This is a genomic window from Enterococcus sp. AZ104 (genome assembly GCF_050546705.1).
GTDB lineage: Bacteria > Bacillota > Bacilli > Lactobacillales > Enterococcaceae > Enterococcus > Enterococcus faecalis.
The window spans coordinates 1,689,845-1,709,761 of the sequence record NZ_CP172952.1 but is presented as its reverse complement, the minus strand read 5'-3'; the positions used below and the strand labels follow the sequence as shown (position 1 = coordinate 1,709,761).

The window sequence follows — 19,917 nt, the reverse complement described above, 5'->3', positions numbered from 1 at the left end:
TATGATTGATAAAGACATCTTACAGATGCCTAAAATCAAAAAAATTCTTGTCTTGCTTGCAGGTTTTTCTTTCCTGCAAGCAGTCTTTATAATTGGGCAAGCTTTTTTTCTTTCAAAAGCCATTGTCGGCCTTTGGAGTGGCGGGCATCTTAACCAACAACTACAGAGTATTTTACTCTTTTTTATTTTTTATCTTGGTCGACATGTTATTACGTATTTTCGTGAGAGAATGCTCGATACATTTAGTTATGAACGCTCGAAAGAATTACGCGAACAATTATTAACCAAAATTTTCCGTTTGGGGCCAAATGTTGTTCAAAAAAATGGGACTGGAAATATGGTTACCATGGCTTTAGAAGGCATCAGTCAAACCGAAAATTATTTACAATTGATTTTGACAAAAATGATGAATATGATGATTATTCCTTGGATTATTTTGGCCTTTGTTTTTACACAAGATATTCGTTCAGGCGTAACATTGCTGATTGTTTTTCCGATTATTATTATTTTTATGATTGTGTTAGGTTATGCAGCACAAAGTAAAGCGGACAAGCAATATGCGGCGTTTCAAATGCTTTCCAATCATTTTATTGATTCCTTGCGAGGAATTGACACACTGAAACTGTTTGGGTTGAGTAAAAAATATGCTGGGAGTATTTATCATACAAGTGAACGATTCAGAAAAGCGACCATGAGTACATTGAAAATTGCTATTTTATCAACCTTTGCGTTAGACTTTTTTACGACATTATCGGTAGCTGTTGTGGCAGTTTTCCTTGGATTAAGTTTATTAAACGGCACGATTTTATTATTTCCTGCCTTGGTTACTTTAATTTTAGCACCCGAGTTCTTTTTACCGATTCGTGATTTTTCAAGTGATTATCACGCAACCTTAGATGGAAAAAACTCTTTTCAAGCGATCCAAGCGGTATTAGCATTGCCAGAAGCAGAACAGACCGATGTGCTCACGTTAGATGATTGGCATCAAGAAAGTCAGTTGTCAGTCACCGCGTTAAATTTTTCCTATGAAGATGCAACGCAAGAAGCGATTCAATCGTTGCAATTCTCTGTTGATGGTCGCAAAAAGATTGGAATTATTGGGGCGAGTGGTTCTGGTAAGTCAACGTTAATTAATTTATTAAGTGGCTTTTTATTGCCAACAGAAGAAACGAGTCAATTGGCGATAAATGGCCAAACGATTCCACATTTTTTACAAAAAGACTGGCAAAAACAAATCCTTTATATTCCGCAAGCACCATATATTTTCCAAGATACTTTGGCAAACAATATTCGCTTTTATACACCTGAAGCAACAGATGAGGCGATTCAGCAAGCGATTCAGTTAGTTGGCTTAGAAGAGCTAGTTAGAGACCTTCCCGAAGGAATTCATACCTTGATTGGGGAAAGTGGTCGAATGTTAAGTGGGGGACAAGCGCAACGAGTAGCGTTGGCCCGCGCCTTTGTTGATCAAAAACGCCACGTCTTGCTGTTTGATGAGCCGACAGCGCATTTGGATATTGAAACAGAAGTTGAAATGAAAGAGCGCATGTTGCCATTAATGAACAATCATCTCGTCTTCTTTGCGACACATCGTCTTCATTGGATGGAAGAAATGGATTACATTTTAGTGATGGAAAAAGGTCAATTAGTGGAACAAGGAACGCTAGCAGAGTTGATTGAAAAAGATGGCTACTATGTTCAATTAATGAAGCAAATGAGAGGAGGACGCCAATGATGGAAAAACAGCCGACAACGAAAGACGTTTGGAAAAACGATCAATGGGTTCGTCCTTTCTTAAAACGCTATAAAAAAACCTTGTATTTTGCCTTACTTTTAGGCTTCTTGACGTTCTTTAGCGCAGGGGCATTAATGTTTACGTCTGGTTACTTAATCAGTCGTGCGGCTTCCTTACCAGAGAATATTTTATTAATTTATATTCCCATTGTTTTAACAAGAGCATTCGGGATTGGCCGTCCTGTTTTTCGTTATGTGGAGCGTCTAACGAGTCATAACTGGGTGTTAAAAATGACCTCTGATCTGCGCTTGAAACTTTATAATGTGCTAGAAAAAGATGCGATTTTCTTTAAGACAAAATATCGCACTGGGGATATCTTAGGTTTGCTTTCAGAGGATATTAATCATATCCAAAACTTGTATTTACGAACGATTTTCCCAACCGTTATTGCTTGGATTTTGTATATCTTTTTAGTGATTGCATTAGGTTTCTTTTCTTGGTGGTTTGCTTTATGCATGTTACTGATGTTAGGAGTGGTTGTTTTTCTATTGCCACTTGTTTCAGTTCTAGTGAATGGTGCGCGTCAAGAAAAACATAAATATGCCAAAAATGAGTTATATCAAACACTAACCGACAATATTCTAGGTGTGTCTGATTGGGTATTTAGTCAACGAGGCTCTGAATTCGTTGCTCGTTATGAAACAGATGAAGCAAACGTTCGTGCATTAGATGAAAAAATGAAGCAATTTGACCGTGGCCGAGACTTTGTTTTACAACTTCTGTTTGGTGTGATTGCGATTGCTGTCTTAGCTTGGACTAGTGTACGGTTTCCAGGTAATCATGGGGGCGCAGCCAATTGGATTGGTGCCTTTGTTTTAACCGTTTTTCCGTTAATTGATGCCTTTGCTCCGCTACCTGCTGCAGCACAGGAAACAACGATTTATAAGGATTCCATTCGTCGTTTTAATGAGCTTCCTGAAGGGGAAGATGACTCAACAGAAGCGCCTGTTCAGCCAAATGGCACCAGTTTATCGATAGAACATTTGTCTTTTGCATATGAAAATCAAGAGAAAAAGGTATTAAATGACTTATCGTTAACAATTCCTGAAAAACAAAAATTAGCGATTTTAGGACGCAGTGGTTCCGGAAAGAGTACGTTGGCTTCGCTCATTCGTGGTGATTTACGGCCTACTTCGGGAGAAATCCTTTTAGGAAATATCCCAACTGAGGCATTTGGTGAGACGATGACTGAATATATTGGGGTTATGCATCAAGCACCGTACCTATTTCGAACAACCATTTTAAATAATATTCGGATTGGTAGAGAAGAAGCAAGCGAAGCAGAAGTTTGGGCGGTTTTAGAAAAAGTTGGCTTAAAAGAAATGGTTGCCCAATTACCAGAAGGTTTACAAACAATGGTGGATGAAGCAGGTTTGCGTTTTTCTGGTGGCGAACGACATCGCTTGGCGCTAGCGCGGATTCTTTTGCAAGATACACCGATTGTGTTATTAGACGAACCAACTACTGGTTTAGATCCAATTACAGAACAGCAATTGCTGGAAACCTTTTTTGAGGCATTAAAAGATAAAACCGTCATCTGGATTACCCACCATTTGCAAGGCGTAACTTTGATGGATCAAGTGATCTTTATTGAAGATGGCCAATTAGAGATGAGTGGTACGCCAGAAGAATTACTTGCAACCAATGCGCATTATCAAAAACTTTACCGAATTGATCGTGGCATTAGTTCTTTCGAGGAATAAAAAAACGACTGGTTGTTGATTAAAGCAAACAATCAGTCGTTTTTCTATTTCAATTAATGGCAATTCTTCCATAAAACGTTTAAAATGAACGATGTAATAAGAGCTCAGTTAAGGAAAGTAAGGTTTCTTTTGCTGTGCCATCAGGCAATTGTTGAATATCAGTGATTGCTTTGTTGGTTACTTTTTTAGCAAAAGCTTGTGCTTCTGTAACGCCATGATAGTCATTGACTAGCGCCGCAACTTCAGCTGCCTCTTCTAAGGTAATGGCACGTCCTTTATCCAAATAAGGGCTGAATACGTCAGGTGCTGCTTGATAAGCGAAGAGAAGAGGTAACGTATAAACACCTTGTGACAAGTCTTCTAAAGCGGGCTTTTTCAAGGTTTCCGTGTCGGCAGTATAATCTAAAATATCGTCATAGACTTGAAAAGCAATGCCAATATGACGGCCAATTCGTTTAGCTAAACGTTGGACTTCTTTTGAACTATGACCGAAATAGGCCCCTTCAAGACAGCTTAGTGAAAAAAGTTCGGCTGTTTTGCCGTTGACACTTCTTAAATAAGCTGGAATCGACATGCGGCGGTCAAATCGATGACTCATTTGATCGAGTTCACCAAGTAATAACCGTTTCATTCCTTGTGCATTGATTTTCATAAATTCAGAGCCATTCATGGCATCTGCAATCAAAGTAAAGAATTCAGTGAATAGTAAATCACCTGTGTAAACAGCCACGTCTTTACCATATTGTGATTGAATAGTCACAGCGCCTCGGCGCAATGGAGAATCGTCAATAATGTCATCGTGAATCAACGTAGCCATATGTAGGATTTCCAAAGATGCAGCTATTTTTAATAGTTGTTGTTTCTCTTGTTTTTCTTCATCACCCAGTTGAGCAAAAAGAAAGAAAAAAGCGGGGCGTAATAATTTGCCGCCAGAACGAGCCAAAGATACTAAGGCTTCTTCAATGTCTTCGTTGCGTGTATGCAACGTTTGTTCAATTAATTCACATGTTTCCGTTAAAGAACGTTCAACGTCAGGAAACGACTTCCAAAATGTGTTCATAAATATACTACGATCCTTTCAGTGGTTCAATACTATTTGATTGTATACGAATTGGCGACAGAAATACAGTAATTAAGTTTTAAAAGTAACAAAGTTTGTAAAAAAGTAGCGGAGGGATAGTTTGAATCGAGAAATATTTTTTGAATTAGTAGAATTAAAAGCAAAAACAGCGAGTGTTTTGCCATTTTTGTTAGGAATTTGTTTTAGTTGGTATCAATATGGGCGGCTCCATGTTGGTTATGTTTTAATTTTTTTCATTGCGATGTTTATTTTTAATATGGCGGTCGATATTTTAGATAATTATAATGATTACCATCATGCCACAGAAGTTCATGATTATAAGGAAAAAACGAATATTATCGGTCGAGAAAATTTATCTTTGCCATTAATACGCAAAATGATTTTTTGGATGATTCTCGTTTCTGCTTTAATGGGGATTGGGTTGTCATTTATTGTCGGCTGGCCGTTATTAATTATGGGTCTTTATTGTTACTTAATTGGTATTTTTTATTCATCAGGACCGAAACCTTTGTCCAGTCTACCATTAGGGGAAGTTTTCTCAGGATTTACAATGGGGTTCATGATTACCCTTATTTGTGTCTACATTAATACGTTTGAAGTTTTCAATTGGTCAGCAGCTAACTTATGGGGGATTTTCTTAGTCGCTTTACCTAACACTTGTTACATTGCTAACTTAATGTTAGCAAATAATATCTGTGACTTAGAGGAAGATGAAAATAACAAGAGATATACATTAGTTCATTACCTTGGCAAAGCAAGTTCTTTGAAATTATTCGTCGGATTAAATACAATAGCAATGTTAGCCATTTTGTTAGCTGTCGGTTTAGGATTAACCCCGCCAACAATGTTACTCATGCTTTTAACTTTACCTTTTGTACGGAAACAAACCCAAGCCTTACTGAAGGAACAAGTGAAGAGTAAAACATTTGTTTGTGCTGTGAAGATCTTAGCTGTGGGAGCAACTGCACAAGTGCTATTTTTTGCCATAGGTTTGTGGTGGCTGTAAATTTTTTATAGAGTGGAAGGGAATCAAAATGAATAAGAAACATGTTGTTATTTTAGGTGCTGGTTACGCAGGCCTAAAAACATTACGCGAATTACAAAAAGGCGCCAAAGACGTCGAAATTACTTTAGTGGATCGTAATAACTATCACTACGAAGCAACGGACTTGCATGAAGTTGCTGCTGGAACACAACCAGCTGAAAAAATCACATACAATATTATGGATGTTGTCAATGAAAAAATGACCACCTTTATCCAAGGAACAGTTAAAACAATTGATGCTGCAACACAAACAGTTGCTTTAGAAGATGGCCAAACAATCAATTATGATTACTTAGTTGTTTCTCTTGGGTTTGAATCAGAATCATTTGGTATCCCTGGTGTGCAAGAACATGCTCTACAAATGGTAGATGTGAAAACGGCTTTAAACGTGTATGAACATATCCAAGAACAAATGCGTCAATACAAAGCAACTCAAAACGAAGAATTCTTAAAAATTGTTGTCTGCGGAGCAGGCTTTACAGGGATTGAATTATTAGGTTCTCTTGTTGAAAACAAACCAAAATTTGCTGAAATCGCAGGTGTCTCAGCAGATCAAATCCAAATTTATTGTGTCGAAGCAGTTACTCGCCTATTGCCGATGTTTAACGAAAAACTTGCGAACTATGGTGTGCAATTATTAAAAGATTCAGCTATTCATTTATTATTAGGTAAACCGATTAAAGAAATCAAACCAGGCGCAGTTGTTTATCAAGATAACGAAGCAGGCGACTTGGCAGAACTTTCTGCTAAAACAATTATTTGGACAACGGGTGTTAGTGGAAGCCACGTTGTAGGCGATTCTGGATTTGAAGCTCGTCGTGGTCGTGTCATGGTTCAACCAGATTTAACAGATGCGAACCATGGCAACGTCTATATTATTGGTGACTGCTCAGCAGTTATGGATACAGAAACTAATCGACCTTACCCAACGACAGCACAAATCGCCTTGAAAATGGGGGCGCATGCTGCTAAAAATATTCAAGCACAATTGAAAGGGGAAGCAACTAAACCTTTCAGCTTTAAATCACAAGGTTCTGTTTGTTCTGTCGGAAATACACGTGCTTTAGGAATTGTTGGTAAAACAGACATTAAAGGATACCCAGCTTCATTCATGAAAAAAATTATCATGAACAAAGCGCTCTTTGAAACAGGTGGTACCAAAGAAATGATGGCTAAAGGTCGTTTCGACTTATACCATTAAGAATCAGCAAAATAAGAAATAATGAGGTCGGGACAGAACCGTTTAGCTCCGAGAAATAAGAAGAAATTTCCGAAAATTGCTCTTTAATTTTTGGAGAATTTCGGCTTATTTCCGAAGGAGTTGGTTCTGTTCCCGCCGTTTATCAGTTTTTGAGCGTGGAGCAAAAATCCAAAGTGATTTTTGTCCCACGCTCATTTTTCTTAAATGAAAGTTTTAAAAAAATTTCCATGATTTTTCAAGTAAAATGAGGTGGGCACTTTTGTTCGATTCCATTTTTATGTATAATGAGAAGTGATGGAAAGAGGGAAGTTAAATGGCACAAAAAAGAGCAACAAATAAGAAAAAAAGTACGACAAAGAAAAAGACCAAAAAACAACAGCAACAACAAGAACGTTTAAATTATATGTTTCTTGGCCTGATTTTTATTTTATTCGGTGTCTTTGGACTCTTTCGCTTAGGGTTTTTAGGCACGTTATTAGCGAATTGTTTACGCTTAGTTGTAGGTAATACCTTTCCATTTGCAGCGATTTTACTAATCCTGTATGGCTTATTAGTCATGATTTATGGGAAAGATTTTCCGTTAAAAAGAGGGCGCCCTATTTTTGGGGCTGTTCTGATTTATATTAGTGTTTTGTTATTTTTCCATGCCTTTATGTTTCGAAATGTTAGTGGCAGTCAACCAGATATTTTAGGTAACACTTGGGAATTTTTGCAAAGCGATCTAAAAGCTAACCAAGTGACGCAAAACGTAGGGGGCGGTATGATTGGCGCACTGCTTTATCAAGGAACGTACTTTTTGGTGGCACAATTTGGTAGCTATTTAATTGCCACCTTGCTACTGTTAGCGGGTATTTTCTTGATGAGTATGTGGGATTTTCAGCAAATTGTTGATCATTTCCAAAGTATTCAAGATCGCCTAAGTCATGTTTCGGCAAAATCACAGGCGCGACAAGAAGAAAAAGAGGCGAAGCGAGCAGCGAAGAAAGAAGCCAAAGCTGCAGAACGCCAAGCAAAAATTGAAGCCGCTGCCCAACAAAAATTACAAGAGCGGGAACGTATGGAACAAGCGGCAGCCGAGCGCTTAACAAAAACACCTGTTGAAACCCACCAACCAATGGTGGAAGAACCGGCTGCACCAACGCCTGTTCAAATTGATTCGTTTCAACAGCAAAATCAGGCGATGCCTGTACCACCAATTGCAGCAACAAAACCGCAACGAGAGCAGGAAGAAGAGGCGGCAGATGAAGCTGGTGTTCTCGAATTTGAAATTTCTGAAGAAGCGGAAGATCGTGATTATCAACTACCACCAACTGATTTGTTAGATACAATTCAAGCAACGGATCAAAGTGGTGAATATGAAAAAATCGAAAAAAATATTGGCGTCTTAGAACAAACCTTCAAGAGTTTTGGTGTTGATGCTAAAGTAGTCAAAGCTAGTTTAGGACCATCTGTCACAAAATTTGAAGTTCAACCCGCTGTTGGGGTAAAAGTTAGCAAAATTGTTAACTTGACGGATGACATTGCTTTAGCGCTTGCGGCCAAAGATGTTCGTATGGAGGCCCCGATTCCTGGGAAATCACTAATCGGGATTGAAGTTCCTAATAGTGCAATTAGTACAGTATCCTTTAGAGATATTGTTGAGGCACAACCAAGTCATCCAGATAAACTACTAGAAGTACCTTTAGGTCGAGATATTTCAGGGATGGTTCAAACTGCGGATCTATCAAAAATGCCGCATTTATTAATTGCGGGATCGACAGGGAGTGGGAAATCGGTTGCTATCAATGGCATCATCACAGGTATTTTGATGCAAGCGAAACCCCATGAAGTAAAATTAATGATGATTGACCCGAAAATGGTGGAATTGAATGTGTATAACGGGATTCCTCATTTATTAACGCCAGTGGTTACTAATCCGAGAAAAGCAGCACAAGCCCTACAAAAAGTAGTTCAAGAAATGGAATTTCGTTATGAAAAATTTGCAGCAACAGGCGTCCGAAATATTACTGGTTACAATCAACTAATTCAACAGAAAAATGCGGAAGATGGCGAAAATCGTCCGATTCTGCCATTTATTGTTGTCATTGTTGATGAGTTAGCTGATTTAATGATGGTGGCAAGTAATGAAGTAGAAGATGCGATTATCCGCTTAGCCCAAATGGCACGGGCGGCGGGCATTCATATGATTTTAGCGACACAACGGCCAAGTGTGGATGTCATTACAGGAATCATCAAAGCAAATGTCCCTTCTCGAATGGCTTTTGCGGTCTCAAGTGGGACAGACTCGCGTACCATTATTGATACCAACGGGGCGGAGAAACTATTAGGTCGAGGCGATATGCTCTTCTTACCAATGGGAGAAAATAAACCAATTCGTATCCAAGGGGCCTTTATCTCTGATCAAGAAGTCGAACGAGTGGTTGCGTTTGTAACGGACCAACAAGAAGCTGAATATCAAGAAAGCATGATGCCAACAGATGAACCGACCACTTCAGGCGGTGGCGAAGCTCCTCAAGATGAGTTGTTTGAAGAAGCGAAAAACTTGGTGGTTGAAATGCAAACAGCTAGTATTTCATTGCTACAAAGACGTTTTAGAATTGGCTATAATCGTGCGGCTCGCTTAGTAGATGAATTGGAAGCACACGGAGTTATTGGACCATCAGAAGGTAGCAAACCAAGAAAAGTCTTTCTACAAGCGGAATCAGAAGAGGCAGCACCTGAGACGCCAGAACAATAAACAAAAAGAACAAAAATAGATAAGTTTATCTATTTTTGTTCTTTTTTTATAATTTCAGCAAAGCATCATGTTATAATCATCATTTTCTGGTAAAATAGAAAGGAATAGTGCGGTTGGGAGGGAGCGTATCATGAGAAGAAAGAGCGTGCTTTATTTAGAAGTAGCAGATCAGATTAAAGAAGATATTTTGAGTGGCAAGTATCCAGTAGGAACGTTTTTACCAACAGAAACAGAATTGGAAGAGCTGTTTAACGTTAGTAAAATTACGATTCGGCGGGCAATCGAAATGTTAGCAACGGAAGAATTTGTTGAGAAAAAAAGTGGCCGGGGTACAACTGTGTTAAGCAATCGTCCCTATAATAAACTATCAAAAGCAGGGACATTCACTGAATTTTTGAATGAATCAGGTCAGAAAGTAACTAAAAAAGTTTTACAAGTTGAAAACTTGACGTTGTCAAAAGAGATGCCGGCTTATCAATTTTTAGGAGAAGAAGTGGTTCACCTTTCACGGTTATATCTAATCGATGAACAACCCTATATTTATTTTAATTACTATTTGCCAGCTGCCATGAAAGACGTATCATTGACTGAATACAAAGAAGAATCCTTGTATCGTTTGATGGATCGACATGCCATTGAAATTTATAAATTTGAAGACCGTTTTGAAGTTGCAACTTTGACAGAAGCAGAGCAAAAGATGTTGCAAACAACTGAAACAACGGGCTTAAAAAGAATTCGGCGTTCGTTAAGCCCAACAGGTCGTTGCGTAGAATATTCAGAAGCTATTTATAATACGAAGATTCATCCTTATGTGATTGAATATGAAGCATAACTTTTAAAAGAATAACAGTGCACTTACAGTAATGTAAGTTCATTGTTATTCTTTTCTATTGTCGTTTTTTTTCGTTTTCGATACACTAAATGAGTGAGAAGAATAGGAGTGGAAAATATGTTAGAAGTACAAAATTTAAAAAAAGTTTACGGAAACGAAATTAAATATGAAGCCTTAAAAGGGATTAATTTAACTGTCCAAGATGGTGAATTTATTGGTATTATGGGACCTTCTGGAAGTGGGAAAAGTACACTTTTAAATTTATTGGCAACAATCGATAGTCCAACAGACGGTGAAATACTTTTAAATGGAAAAAATCCAAACAATTTGAATCAAGAACAAATTGCTAAATTCCGTCGTACAGAATTAGGATTTGTTTTTCAAAGCTTTAATTTAATGCCAACATTAACTGTTGAAGAAAATATTATTTTGCCATTGACACTTGATGGAGAAAAAGTCTCTGTAATGAAACGACAATTAGCAGAATTAAGTGAGCGTTTAGGTATCAATCATCTGTTGAAAAAACGAATTGCAGAAATTTCTGGTGGACAAGCACAACGGGTCGCCGTTGCTCGGGCAATGATTCATCATCCACAATTATTATTGGCTGATGAACCAACAGGAAACTTAGATACGAAATCATCTAAGGATGTGATGGGCTTGTTACAACAATTAAATGAAGAAGAAGCGGCGACTATTTTAATGGTGACCCATGATCCGCTAGCCGCAAGTTATTGCAAGCGCATCGTCTTTATTAAAGATGGTGAATTAATTGATGAAATTGTCCAAAATGGCAATCAAAAAGAGTTCTACGATTTAATCATGGTGAAACTGGCTGAGATTGAAGGTGTCGATAATGAATTTTAATCAGTTTGTTATAAGAAACACGATTCGAAATAAGCATTTATACTTGGCTTATTTCCTAAGTACAATGTTTTCTGTGATGATCTTTTTTACGTTCACTGGTTTTGTCTTTCACCCAGCCTTAGCTAATGGTTTAAATCCTAAAGCACAAATGGGAATGACGGCTGCGGCAATTATAATCTATGGTTTCTCTTTCTTATTCGTTTTATACTCGATGGATGTCTTTATCCAATCTCGGAAAAAAGAGTTTGGAACCTTGATGATTCAAGGGATGAGTCCAAAACAGTTAAAGAAAATGATTTTTATTGAAAACTTAGTGATTGGTTTCTTTGCTACAATTTTTGGTAGCATTTTAGGTGTTGGATTTTCACAGTTTATTTTATGGATTAGCAATTTATTGATGCATCTAGGTTTAGGTTTTTATTTGCCAGTGATGCCGTTTATCATTACTGTCATTTCATTTGCGGTCTTGTTCTTAGTAATTTCTTTCTTTATTCAATTCCGCTTGCCAAAAGCGACACTTCAAGAGCTATTAAAAGCAGGAGAAATGGGTAAAGGTGAAATCAAAAGCTCTAAAGTTAAATCTTTCTTAGCCGTGTTGCTTTTAGTTGTCGGTTACGGAATTGCTTTAGTTGCTAAGGGACAGTTAGTTTTAATGGTGATGTTCCCAGTAATTTTCTTAGTTATTTTAGGGACAAAATTCTTATTTGACCAATTGAGTGTTTCTGTCATTGAACGTTTAAAACGGAAACCAAAAATCTTTTGGAAAAAAACCAATATGGTCGTTTTATCAGATTTAGCATTCCGCATGAAAGATAATGCACGTTCGTTCTTCTTGGTTTCGGTGATATCAACGGTTGCTTTTGCTGCCATTGGAACGTTATACGGCGTGAATGAGATGATTTTTAAAGGAATAAGTTCTGTACCGTACGAACTGACATTGTCTGATTCGACCAACCCAGAAAATCAAGAAATGAAACAATTTGCGACAAAAACATTCCAAGAAAAAAATATTCAGTTTGATCAGATTGATTACACAATGTACAAAACAAGTGCCGGTATCCAATTAATCAAAACATCTGAATATAATAAACTCGCAAAATTTATAGATGAACCAACTTTAACAGGTGAGAAAGTAGTTAATTTATCACAAAAAGATGCTCCTTCTGCTGCATCAGTAGATGTCAAATCTGTTCAATTGGCAAATGATCAAGTTTTAAACATTGATAAAACAGAAGAAACCAATGTATTACCGACTTTTGGCGGTGTGGTTGTTATCCCAGATAGTACCTCAACAGATGGAATCAAAGAGGAAACAGAAACAATTTGGCAACCAAAAGAAGGCACAGATAAAGAAACCTTAATTGATGCTGAAAATATTATTGGTGAAAAATACCCAATGTTACTAGGAACCGCGGCTACAGTTGCAGGCATTACGCAATTTTATACGCCAGTTCTTTTTGTCGGACTATTTATCGGTATCGTGTTCTTTGTTTCGGCGGGTAGTTTCTTATACTTCCGTTTATATAGTGATATGAATACGGATGTTGAAAAATTCAAGATGATTTACAAACTTGGCTTGACGAAAAAAGAATTGAAGAAAATGATTTACCAACAAGTAGGTATTTTATTCTTTACACCGATTGTTGTTTCATTTATTCATGGAGCTGTTGCTTTGAAAGCAATGTATGCCGTGTTAGATCAGCCAATGCAATTAGCTGGCTGGCAAGTTTTAGGCGTTTTCTTATTGATTCAGGTCGTTTACTATTTAATTGCTAGAACGTTCTACTTCAAAAAAGTTTATCACTTAGTGAAAGATTAATTATAAAAAATCGTTAAGCGTGCATGCTTAACGATTTTTTTTGATGTTCTTCGTGATATTGCATTCAAAGTGAGAATACGTTATAGTTATGAAGCGAATGTAATAGCAGAAATGAGGAAAAGAAATGCAGAAAGAATCCATTTATGGACTGACGAGAGAACAGCTTGTGGACTGGTTTTTAGCCCATGGCGAGAAGAAATTTCGCGCAACACAAGTGTGGGAATGGTTGTATACAAAACGTGTTGCTTCATTTAGTGAAATGTCGAACATTTCTAAATCGTTGATGACTTTATTAGAAGAAAATTTTTCATTAAATCCATTAAAACAAGTCATTGTGCAAGAAGCGCAAGATGGTACCGTGAAATATTTATTTGAATTACCAGATAAAAATATGATTGAAACAGTCTTGATGCGTCAAGAATATGGATTATCTGTTTGTGTGACCACTCAAGTTGGCTGCAATATTGGGTGTACATTTTGTGCTAGTGGGCTATTAAAAAAACAAAGAGATTTAACTGCTGGCGAGATTGTTGCCCAAATTATGTGGGTGCAACATTATTTCGATGAACGTGGGTTGGATGAACGTGTTAGCCATGTCGTTGTGATGGGAATTGGTGAACCATTTGATAATTACGCCAATGTCATGAACTTTTTACGAACGATTAATGATGATAAAGGCTTGGCTATTGGTGCCCGCCATATTACAGTTTCAACAAGTGGTTTAGTGCCAAAAATTCGTGAATTTGCAGACAGTGGACTACAAGTAAACTTAGCAATCTCATTACATGCTCCTAACAACGAAGTCCGTACATCAATTATGCGGATTAATCGTAGTTTTCCAATTGAAAAATTAATGGCAGCAATTGATGAATACATTGAAAAAACCAACCGACGTGTTACATTTGAATATATTATGTTGAGTCAAGTGAACGACCGACCAGAACATGCTCAACAATTAGCAGATTTACTACGGAATAAGAAAAAACTTTCTTATGTTAATCTGATTCCGTATAACCCAGTGAGTGAACACGATCAATATAGCAGAAGCTCTAAAGAAGCGGTTTTAAAATTTTATGATGTACTCAAAAAGAATGGCATCAATTGTGTTATTCGTAAAGAACACGGAACAGATATTGATGCGGCTTGCGGACAATTACGCAGCAAACAAATGAAAAAAGAAAAAGTCAAAAACCAATAACGTAGTTAAAATCGGATCAGAAAGGTTTCTTTTTGATTCGATTTTTCGTTTATTTAATAAAAAATCGTCGGTTTTTCAATTCTTGTTTATAAACAAAAGATGAATGCTCTAAAACTTTTATGACAAATTTTCTTTTTGTGGTTTTCAAACTTGAAATTCTAAAAGAAATAGCTATACTGAAAAGAGATCGTTACAGAATTTTTCATGAAAACAGCTATTATTTTCGTTATCTTTTCAAAAAAGTGGAAATTTTGTTACGCTTGTTTAGTTTAAATGAAATGAGGGAGTCTATGGAGAAAAAGCAATTAAAAAGAGAGATAACAACGTTTGGTGCGTTATCCACGGTAATGGGTACGGTGATTGGCGCTGGTGTTTTCTTTAAAGTTGCGAGTGTCGTTGGACACGCACAGTCAGCTAGTTTAGCTATTTTTGCTTGGGTGTTAGGTGGTGCCTTAACCATTTGTGCAGGATTAACCAGCGCCGAACTTGCTACAGCAATCCCTGAAACAGGTGGCGCAGTGAAGTATATTGAATATACATATGGTAAATTAGCTGGTTTTCTTTTAGGGTGGGCACAAAGTATCATTTATTATCCTGCCAACATTTCGGCATTATCCATTATTTTTAGTACACAACTAATCAATTTGTTTCATTTATCGGCAAATTTATTGATTCCAATTGCCATTCTTGCGGGAACCAGTATCACGATAATTAATTTATTAGGAACAAAAATTGCTTCTTTGGTCCAATCAACAACATTGGTGGTAAAACTGATTCCAATTGCCTTGATTTCTTTAGTGGGGTTATTTACTCCAGGACAAGTAGCTGTTTCGCTTTTTCCCATTGAAACAACAGCAAATACTGGCTTTTTAGTTGCTTTTAGTGGCGCCTTAGTTGCCACCATGTTTGCTTATGATGGCTGGCTAGGTGTGGGTAACGTGGCTGGTGAAATGAAGCGACCAGAAAGAGACTTGCCTAAAGCCATTATTTTTGGTTTGTTATTGATTACTTTAATTTATGGCTTAATTAATTTTGTGTTTCTAAAAACATTACCAATTGAGCAAATCGCTGGGAATTTGAATGCAGCTTCGGATGCTTCTGTGGCTATTTTTGGACCAATTGGCGGCAAAATCGTAACTATTGGGATTTTAATCTCTGTATATGGTGCGTTAAACGGCTACACAATGACAGGGATTCGGATTCCTTATGCCTTAGCCTTAGATAATCTGATGCCTTTTAGTCGTCAGTTTCAAAAGTTGTCTAAACGCTTTGTTGTTCCTTACGTTGCTGGAATTTTCCAGTTAGCTGTAGCCATTATCATGATGTTTTTCGGAACCTTCGATTTATTGACGGATATGTTAGTTTTTGTTATGTGGCTGTTTAATCTATTAATTTTCTTAGCTGTTTTTATTTTAAGAAAACGAGAACCTGAATTAAAACGACCGTATAAAGTTCCTGGCTATCCAATTATTCCAATTATCGCAAGTCTAGGTGGTATCTTCATCTTGGTTACAACGAGTATTACACAGCCTATTCTAGCATTGATTGGTATAGGGATTACGCTTTTAGGAATTCCAGTTTATTTAGTTAATAAACAAAAAACGAAGCCAAAAACGTAAACGATCCAATCGGATTATCATAGTTTTTCTCAAAAATTTTGTGATTCAGAGAAATTTTTGAAAACTAAACGCAAGATTTTTTTAGTATAATACTAAGTGTCTAGGAGTTCCACTATTTTGGGGAAGATAGATGGACAGCGCAAACTTCAAAAAAAGAACCTTCATCTTATTGGTGAAGGTTCTTTTTTTTGCTGAAATCATAAAATAAATGCGTAGTTTATTAGTGAGAGGAGGAAATGAATGACTGAAAATGTAAAAAAATTAGCCCATCAATTAATTGAATGGGGCGTCCTTCATGGGGCGCAAGACGTTTATTTTTTACCCAATGATACCGAAATAGCTATCTCTTTTCGGACAGGGATGCAACGGACACTTTACACACAAGTTTCCGCAGAAATAGGCGAAAAGTTAATTTTCCACTTTAAATTTATAGGCGGCATGGATGTCGGAGAAAGACGAAAAGCACAATTAGGCGCGACAACTTATCTAATTGGCGAGACGAAGCAACGCTTGCGTTTATCATCTGTGGGAGATTTTCAGAATCGAGAGAGCTTGGTAATTCGTTTTTTGCACCGATTTGGTGAACAAGCTGAACATTTTTTCTTTCCCCACCAGCTGAATGAAATTGAAGCATCTTGTCAGAAACGAGGACTTTATTTATTCAGTGGGCCAGTTGGTTCTGGGAAAACAACAACCATGTATCGTGTGGCTAAACAAAGAAGTGGCGAACAACAAGTGATAGCGATTGAGGATCCTGTTGAAATTGAGGAAAAGCATTTTTTACAGTTGCAAACAAATGAAAAAATTCAGTTAACGTACGAAGCCTTGATAAAAGTTTGCTTACGCCATCATCCTGATATTTTGATTATTGGTGAAATTCGTGATGGCGAGACGGCTCAAGCAGTTATTCGAGCCGCCTTAACGGGTCATACTATTTTTGCGACAATTCATGCCCGTAACTTATTGGGGGTGCAACGGCGTTTGATAGAATTAGGTGGCCCAGAGCATGAATTGGCTGAATGCTTGCAAGGTATCATTTATCAACAGATTTTGACAACCACGATTAATAAGGAACAAGTAGCGGGAATTCTTTATGATTATTTCTTCTTTAAGGAAGCCGTTATAAAGAGTAGTTGGCAAAAGAATCTAAGAAAGGCGTGGGCGTATGGGTTTATTACAGAAAAAACGTATTTTCAAGCCATCGAATAAATTAACGAAAAAACAACAGCAGCTTTTTCTGAAACTATTAGCGGATTTGCTTGCAAATGGTTTTAATATACAAGAAAGTTTTTCCTTCATGAAAAAATCAAACGCCTTACCTCAGCGCAGTATAACTTTTTTAGTTGAAGGCTTTTCCTCAGGCATTGCCTTACAAGCTTTAGTCGAAGAATTAGGATTTTCAACAATGGTCTCGGCACAATTGTCGTTTGCTACTGCACACGGGGATTTGGTAGGGACACTACAAGCGATTTCCGAACATTTTTTTCAAACGGAAAAATATCGGCAACAGTTCTATAAAATAATTAGTTATCCGCTGCTCCTGATTGCTTTTTTGATTCTCGTCATTGTTGGTATTCGGCAATTTTTATTGCCCCAATTAATGGAAAATGATGCCAATAGTTATTCTAAAAATATTGGGATTCTTCTGATTGTTTACAGTCCATACATTCTGGTTACCTTAGTTTTTGTCCTCTCATTTAGTTTCTTCATTTTAAACCGTTATTTGAAGCATCAGTCTGCTATTCAGCGGGCCTTCGTATATCTGAAACTGCCAATTATCCGTGGCCTTTATCGGGAATACGTCAGTGCTTTTTTTGCACTAGAATGGGGGAAGTTGCTTGCACAAGGATTAGAAATGAAAGAGGTCATCGATTTGATGCGCCATACAACCAATTACCCCTTAATGAAAGAATTAGCTGGAGCAATTAGTGAAGGACTGCTAGTTGGTGAAACCTTACATAGACAATTAGCTGCTTATCCTTTTTTTACGAAAGCATTGGGTTTAATGATTCAACAAGGGGAAGTAAAAGGAAAATTAGGCAAGGAGTTGATGGTTTATAGTAATGTCTGTTTCCAAGGTTTTTTCAAAAAAATTGAACGAGTCATTACCCTTGTTCAACCATTTATTTTTATCATAATTGCTTGTTTAATTATCGGTGTCTATGGGGCAATGTTGCTGCCTATTTATGGCAATATGGAAGGAGTTTTATAATGAAAAAGAAACAAAAATACGCAGGGTTTACATTATTAGAAATGTTGATTGTCTTATTGATTATTTCCGTATTGATTTTACTTTTTGTTCCTAACTTAGCGAAACATAAAGAAACAGTTGATAAAAAAGGCAATGAAGCAATCGTAAAAATTGTAGAATCACAAATCGAGCTCTACACACTAGAAAAAAATAAGACGCCTTCTTTAAATGAATTAGTCAACGAAGGCTACATTACTAAAGAGCAGTTAGATAAATATACAGCAGAAAAGCAATGAACAAGTCAGCAGGATTCACATTAATGGAAACACTTGCTAGTTTAACGATTGTTTGCTTTATGACTATGCTCCCAACACTCGCTATTCACCGCTGGCAAGAAACATTAAAAATTGAACAGTTTCTTGCTACGGTAGAAAAACAACTTCGTTTTGCGCAACAGCAAGCAATTGTTTTAGAGGAAACACAAGAAGTTTGGTTTTTTGAAGAACAACAAAGCTTTTCATTTCCTGATAAATTGAACCAACCAGCTCGAAGGACTTCGCTAGCTGTACCTGAAAAAATGACAGTGAGTGGCCCAAGTAAACTCAGTTTTCTTCATTCGTCAGGGAACAATGGCCGTTTAGTGAAATATATTTTTACTTGGACTGAAAAGAAACAGCAACTTATTTTACAATTTCAGATGGGGAGTGGCAAATATACGAAGAAAATTAACTATTTATAGCGGTTTTATTTTATTAGAGAGTCTCGTTAGTTTTAGTATTGTATGTGTGGTAGCAGGGATATTCTCCCTGACTATTACACAATTAATTCAGCAAAATTATCAACGGGAGCAAGAATTAACGCGCACTCGTCTAGGATACGAAGCAATTTTATTTTTAGAGCAGACGGGTGATTTACGTTTCAAAGAGCGGATATATCAAGGAGAAACTTACCGATTTTCTTTGATGGAGAACGAGGGAAGAAGGATACTAAAAGTCACAGATTCAAGAGGAGCGATTTTGATTGGTCAATAAAAAATATGCGGGTTTTACAATGTTAGAGTGTTTAGTGGCACTAGTCGTTTTAAGTTGTATGTGTCAATTGTTTCAGTTGATGATTCAACAAAGTTTTATCGGAAATCAATATTTGAAAAACAATGATTCGAAATCCTGGCATATTTTTTTAATTCAATTAGAAAAAGAATGTCAAAAGCTCGTTTTCCAAACAGGCTCTGCTCAAGAGATTTCTTTCCTCGACTCAGAAACAAACAAGACTATTTCAATTCAAATCAAAGAAGATAAAATTATTAAGCGAGTCAATGGTAAAGGCTATCAACCGCTGTTAATTGGTATCAAAAATGGACAGTTTAAAAATGAAGGACAATCGTTTACTTTGGAAGTTACTTTTACTTCTGGAAAAACATTTGATAGTTTTTTTCCGATAAAGGGAGAATTTTAATGAGGCAAAAATATTCAGGAAACTTATTGTTCACGGCCATGGCCTTTGTTTATTTGATGAGTTTTCTCGCCCTTCAGTTACTAGAAGAACGTCAGTTAACACAAAAATTTACGCAAGCTACCCAGGAATACTATGCAGGGAAAAGTATCCTTCATTTATTTCTTGCAGATGTTAAACAAAATAGACGAAAGTTAAAAACAGAAGAAAAGCTCATGTACGAGCAAGTAACCCTCGATTATACATATAAAAATGAACAATTAAGAATAACTGTTTTATTAAACAAATCTGGTCGAAAATACCAATATCAAGAGAGAGTTTCTCATCAAAAAAAAGCGGAAACAATGCTGGAATAGCGTTGTTTTTCTACAAATTAT

Annotated in this window: 18 protein-coding genes; 17 read left to right on the top strand and 1 reads right to left on the bottom strand. The window is 36.9% G+C overall.

Translation table 11 applies throughout. From position 1 onward, the window contains the following. Position 1: 1 nt before the first annotated feature. Positions 2 to 1,735 carry a thiol reductant ABC exporter subunit CydD gene (gene cydD, locus IGJ37_RS08275; RefSeq protein WP_142666569.1) on the top strand — a complete coding sequence of 578 codons (1,734 nt, stop codon included), beginning with the start codon at positions 2 to 4 and terminating at the stop codon, positions 1,733 to 1,735. Further along, positions 1,732 to 3,498 (top strand): thiol reductant ABC exporter subunit CydC, encoded by a 1,767-nt coding sequence (gene cydC / locus IGJ37_RS08270; RefSeq protein ID WP_252671322.1) that lies wholly within the window; start codon positions 1,732 to 1,734, stop codon positions 3,496 to 3,498. The genes cydD and cydC overlap by 4 nt, the downstream gene beginning before the upstream one ends. A 79-nt stretch (positions 3,499 to 3,577) precedes the next feature. Here cydC and IGJ37_RS08265 read toward each other — a convergent pair whose 3' ends face one another. Further along, positions 3,578 to 4,558, bottom strand: a complete 981-nt coding sequence (locus IGJ37_RS08265; protein ID WP_002409792.1) for a polyprenyl synthetase family protein — start codon at positions 4,556 to 4,558, stop codon at positions 3,578 to 3,580. 121 nt (positions 4,559 to 4,679) lie between these two features. Here IGJ37_RS08265 and IGJ37_RS08260 point away from each other — a divergent pair, with 121 nt between their 5' ends. The 15 genes from IGJ37_RS08260 (at position 4,680) to comGG (ending at position 19,896) form a co-directional block, all read left to right on the top strand. Further along, positions 4,680 to 5,585 (top strand): prenyltransferase, encoded by a 906-nt coding sequence (locus tag IGJ37_RS08260; RefSeq protein WP_002360016.1) that lies wholly within the window; start codon positions 4,680 to 4,682, stop codon positions 5,583 to 5,585. A gap of 28 nt (positions 5,586 to 5,613) precedes the next feature. Next, positions 5,614 to 6,825, top strand: coding sequence for an NAD(P)/FAD-dependent oxidoreductase (locus tag IGJ37_RS08255; RefSeq protein ID WP_202564882.1), 1,212 nt, complete (start codon positions 5,614 to 5,616; stop codon positions 6,823 to 6,825). 313 nt (positions 6,826 to 7,138) lie between these two features. After that, the gene (locus IGJ37_RS08250; protein ID WP_002369164.1) at positions 7,139 to 9,562 is read left to right on the top strand and encodes a DNA translocase FtsK; all 2,424 of its coding nucleotides are present in this window, start codon (positions 7,139 to 7,141) and stop codon (positions 9,560 to 9,562) included. A gap of 130 nt (positions 9,563 to 9,692) precedes the next feature. Further along, entirely contained in the window at positions 9,693 to 10,394 is a 702-nt protein-coding gene (locus IGJ37_RS08245) for a GntR family transcriptional regulator (protein ID WP_002364244.1), read from the top strand. Between the two features lie 117 nt (positions 10,395 to 10,511). After that, entirely contained in the window at positions 10,512 to 11,261 is a 750-nt protein-coding gene (locus tag IGJ37_RS08240; protein WP_002381711.1) for an ABC transporter ATP-binding protein, read from the top strand. Beyond that, positions 11,251 to 13,080: an ABC transporter permease gene (locus IGJ37_RS08235; RefSeq protein WP_002404260.1), complete on the top strand. Its 1,830-nt coding sequence runs from the start codon at positions 11,251 to 11,253 to the stop codon at positions 13,078 to 13,080. The genes IGJ37_RS08240 and IGJ37_RS08235 overlap by 11 nt, the downstream gene beginning before the upstream one ends. A 124-nt stretch (positions 13,081 to 13,204) precedes the next feature. Continuing rightward, positions 13,205 to 14,278, top strand: a complete 1,074-nt coding sequence (gene rlmN / locus IGJ37_RS08230; RefSeq protein WP_002356987.1) for a 23S rRNA (adenine(2503)-C(2))-methyltransferase RlmN — start codon at positions 13,205 to 13,207, stop codon at positions 14,276 to 14,278. 290 nt (positions 14,279 to 14,568) lie between these two features. Continuing rightward, entirely contained in the window at positions 14,569 to 15,897 is a 1,329-nt protein-coding gene (locus IGJ37_RS08225; RefSeq protein WP_325814866.1) for an APC family permease, read from the top strand. Positions 15,898 to 16,137: 240 nt separating this feature from the next. Beyond that, complete coding sequence (gene comGA, locus IGJ37_RS08220; RefSeq protein ID WP_104659306.1) at positions 16,138 to 17,106, top strand: competence type IV pilus ATPase ComGA; 969 nt, start codon at positions 16,138 to 16,140, stop codon at positions 17,104 to 17,106. Next, complete coding sequence (comGB, locus tag IGJ37_RS08215; protein WP_325814865.1) at positions 17,063 to 18,109, top strand: competence type IV pilus assembly protein ComGB; 1,047 nt, start codon at positions 17,063 to 17,065, stop codon at positions 18,107 to 18,109. The genes comGA and comGB overlap by 44 nt, the downstream gene beginning before the upstream one ends. After that, positions 18,109 to 18,384: a competence type IV pilus major pilin ComGC gene (gene comGC, locus IGJ37_RS08210; RefSeq protein WP_002356991.1), complete on the top strand. Its 276-nt coding sequence runs from the start codon at positions 18,109 to 18,111 to the stop codon at positions 18,382 to 18,384. Before comGB ends, comGC begins: the two co-directional genes overlap by 1 nt. Beyond that, complete coding sequence (comGD, locus tag IGJ37_RS08205) at positions 18,381 to 18,827, top strand: competence type IV pilus minor pilin ComGD (RefSeq protein ID WP_016626571.1); 447 nt, start codon at positions 18,381 to 18,383, stop codon at positions 18,825 to 18,827. The genes comGC and comGD overlap by 4 nt, the downstream gene beginning before the upstream one ends. Continuing rightward, entirely contained in the window at positions 18,793 to 19,119 is a 327-nt protein-coding gene (locus IGJ37_RS08200; protein WP_010775953.1) for a type II secretion system protein, read from the top strand. The genes comGD and IGJ37_RS08200 overlap by 35 nt, the downstream gene beginning before the upstream one ends. Continuing rightward, a complete protein-coding gene (gene comGF, locus IGJ37_RS08195; RefSeq protein ID WP_002357060.1) occupies positions 19,109 to 19,543 on the top strand; it encodes a competence type IV pilus minor pilin ComGF in 435 nt (144 codons plus the stop codon). Before IGJ37_RS08200 ends, comGF begins: the two co-directional genes overlap by 11 nt. Then, the gene (gene comGG / locus IGJ37_RS08190; protein WP_002362054.1) at positions 19,543 to 19,896 is read left to right on the top strand and encodes a competence type IV pilus minor pilin ComGG; all 354 of its coding nucleotides are present in this window, start codon (positions 19,543 to 19,545) and stop codon (positions 19,894 to 19,896) included. Before comGF ends, comGG begins: the two co-directional genes overlap by 1 nt. Positions 19,897 to 19,917: the final 21 nt, after the last annotated feature.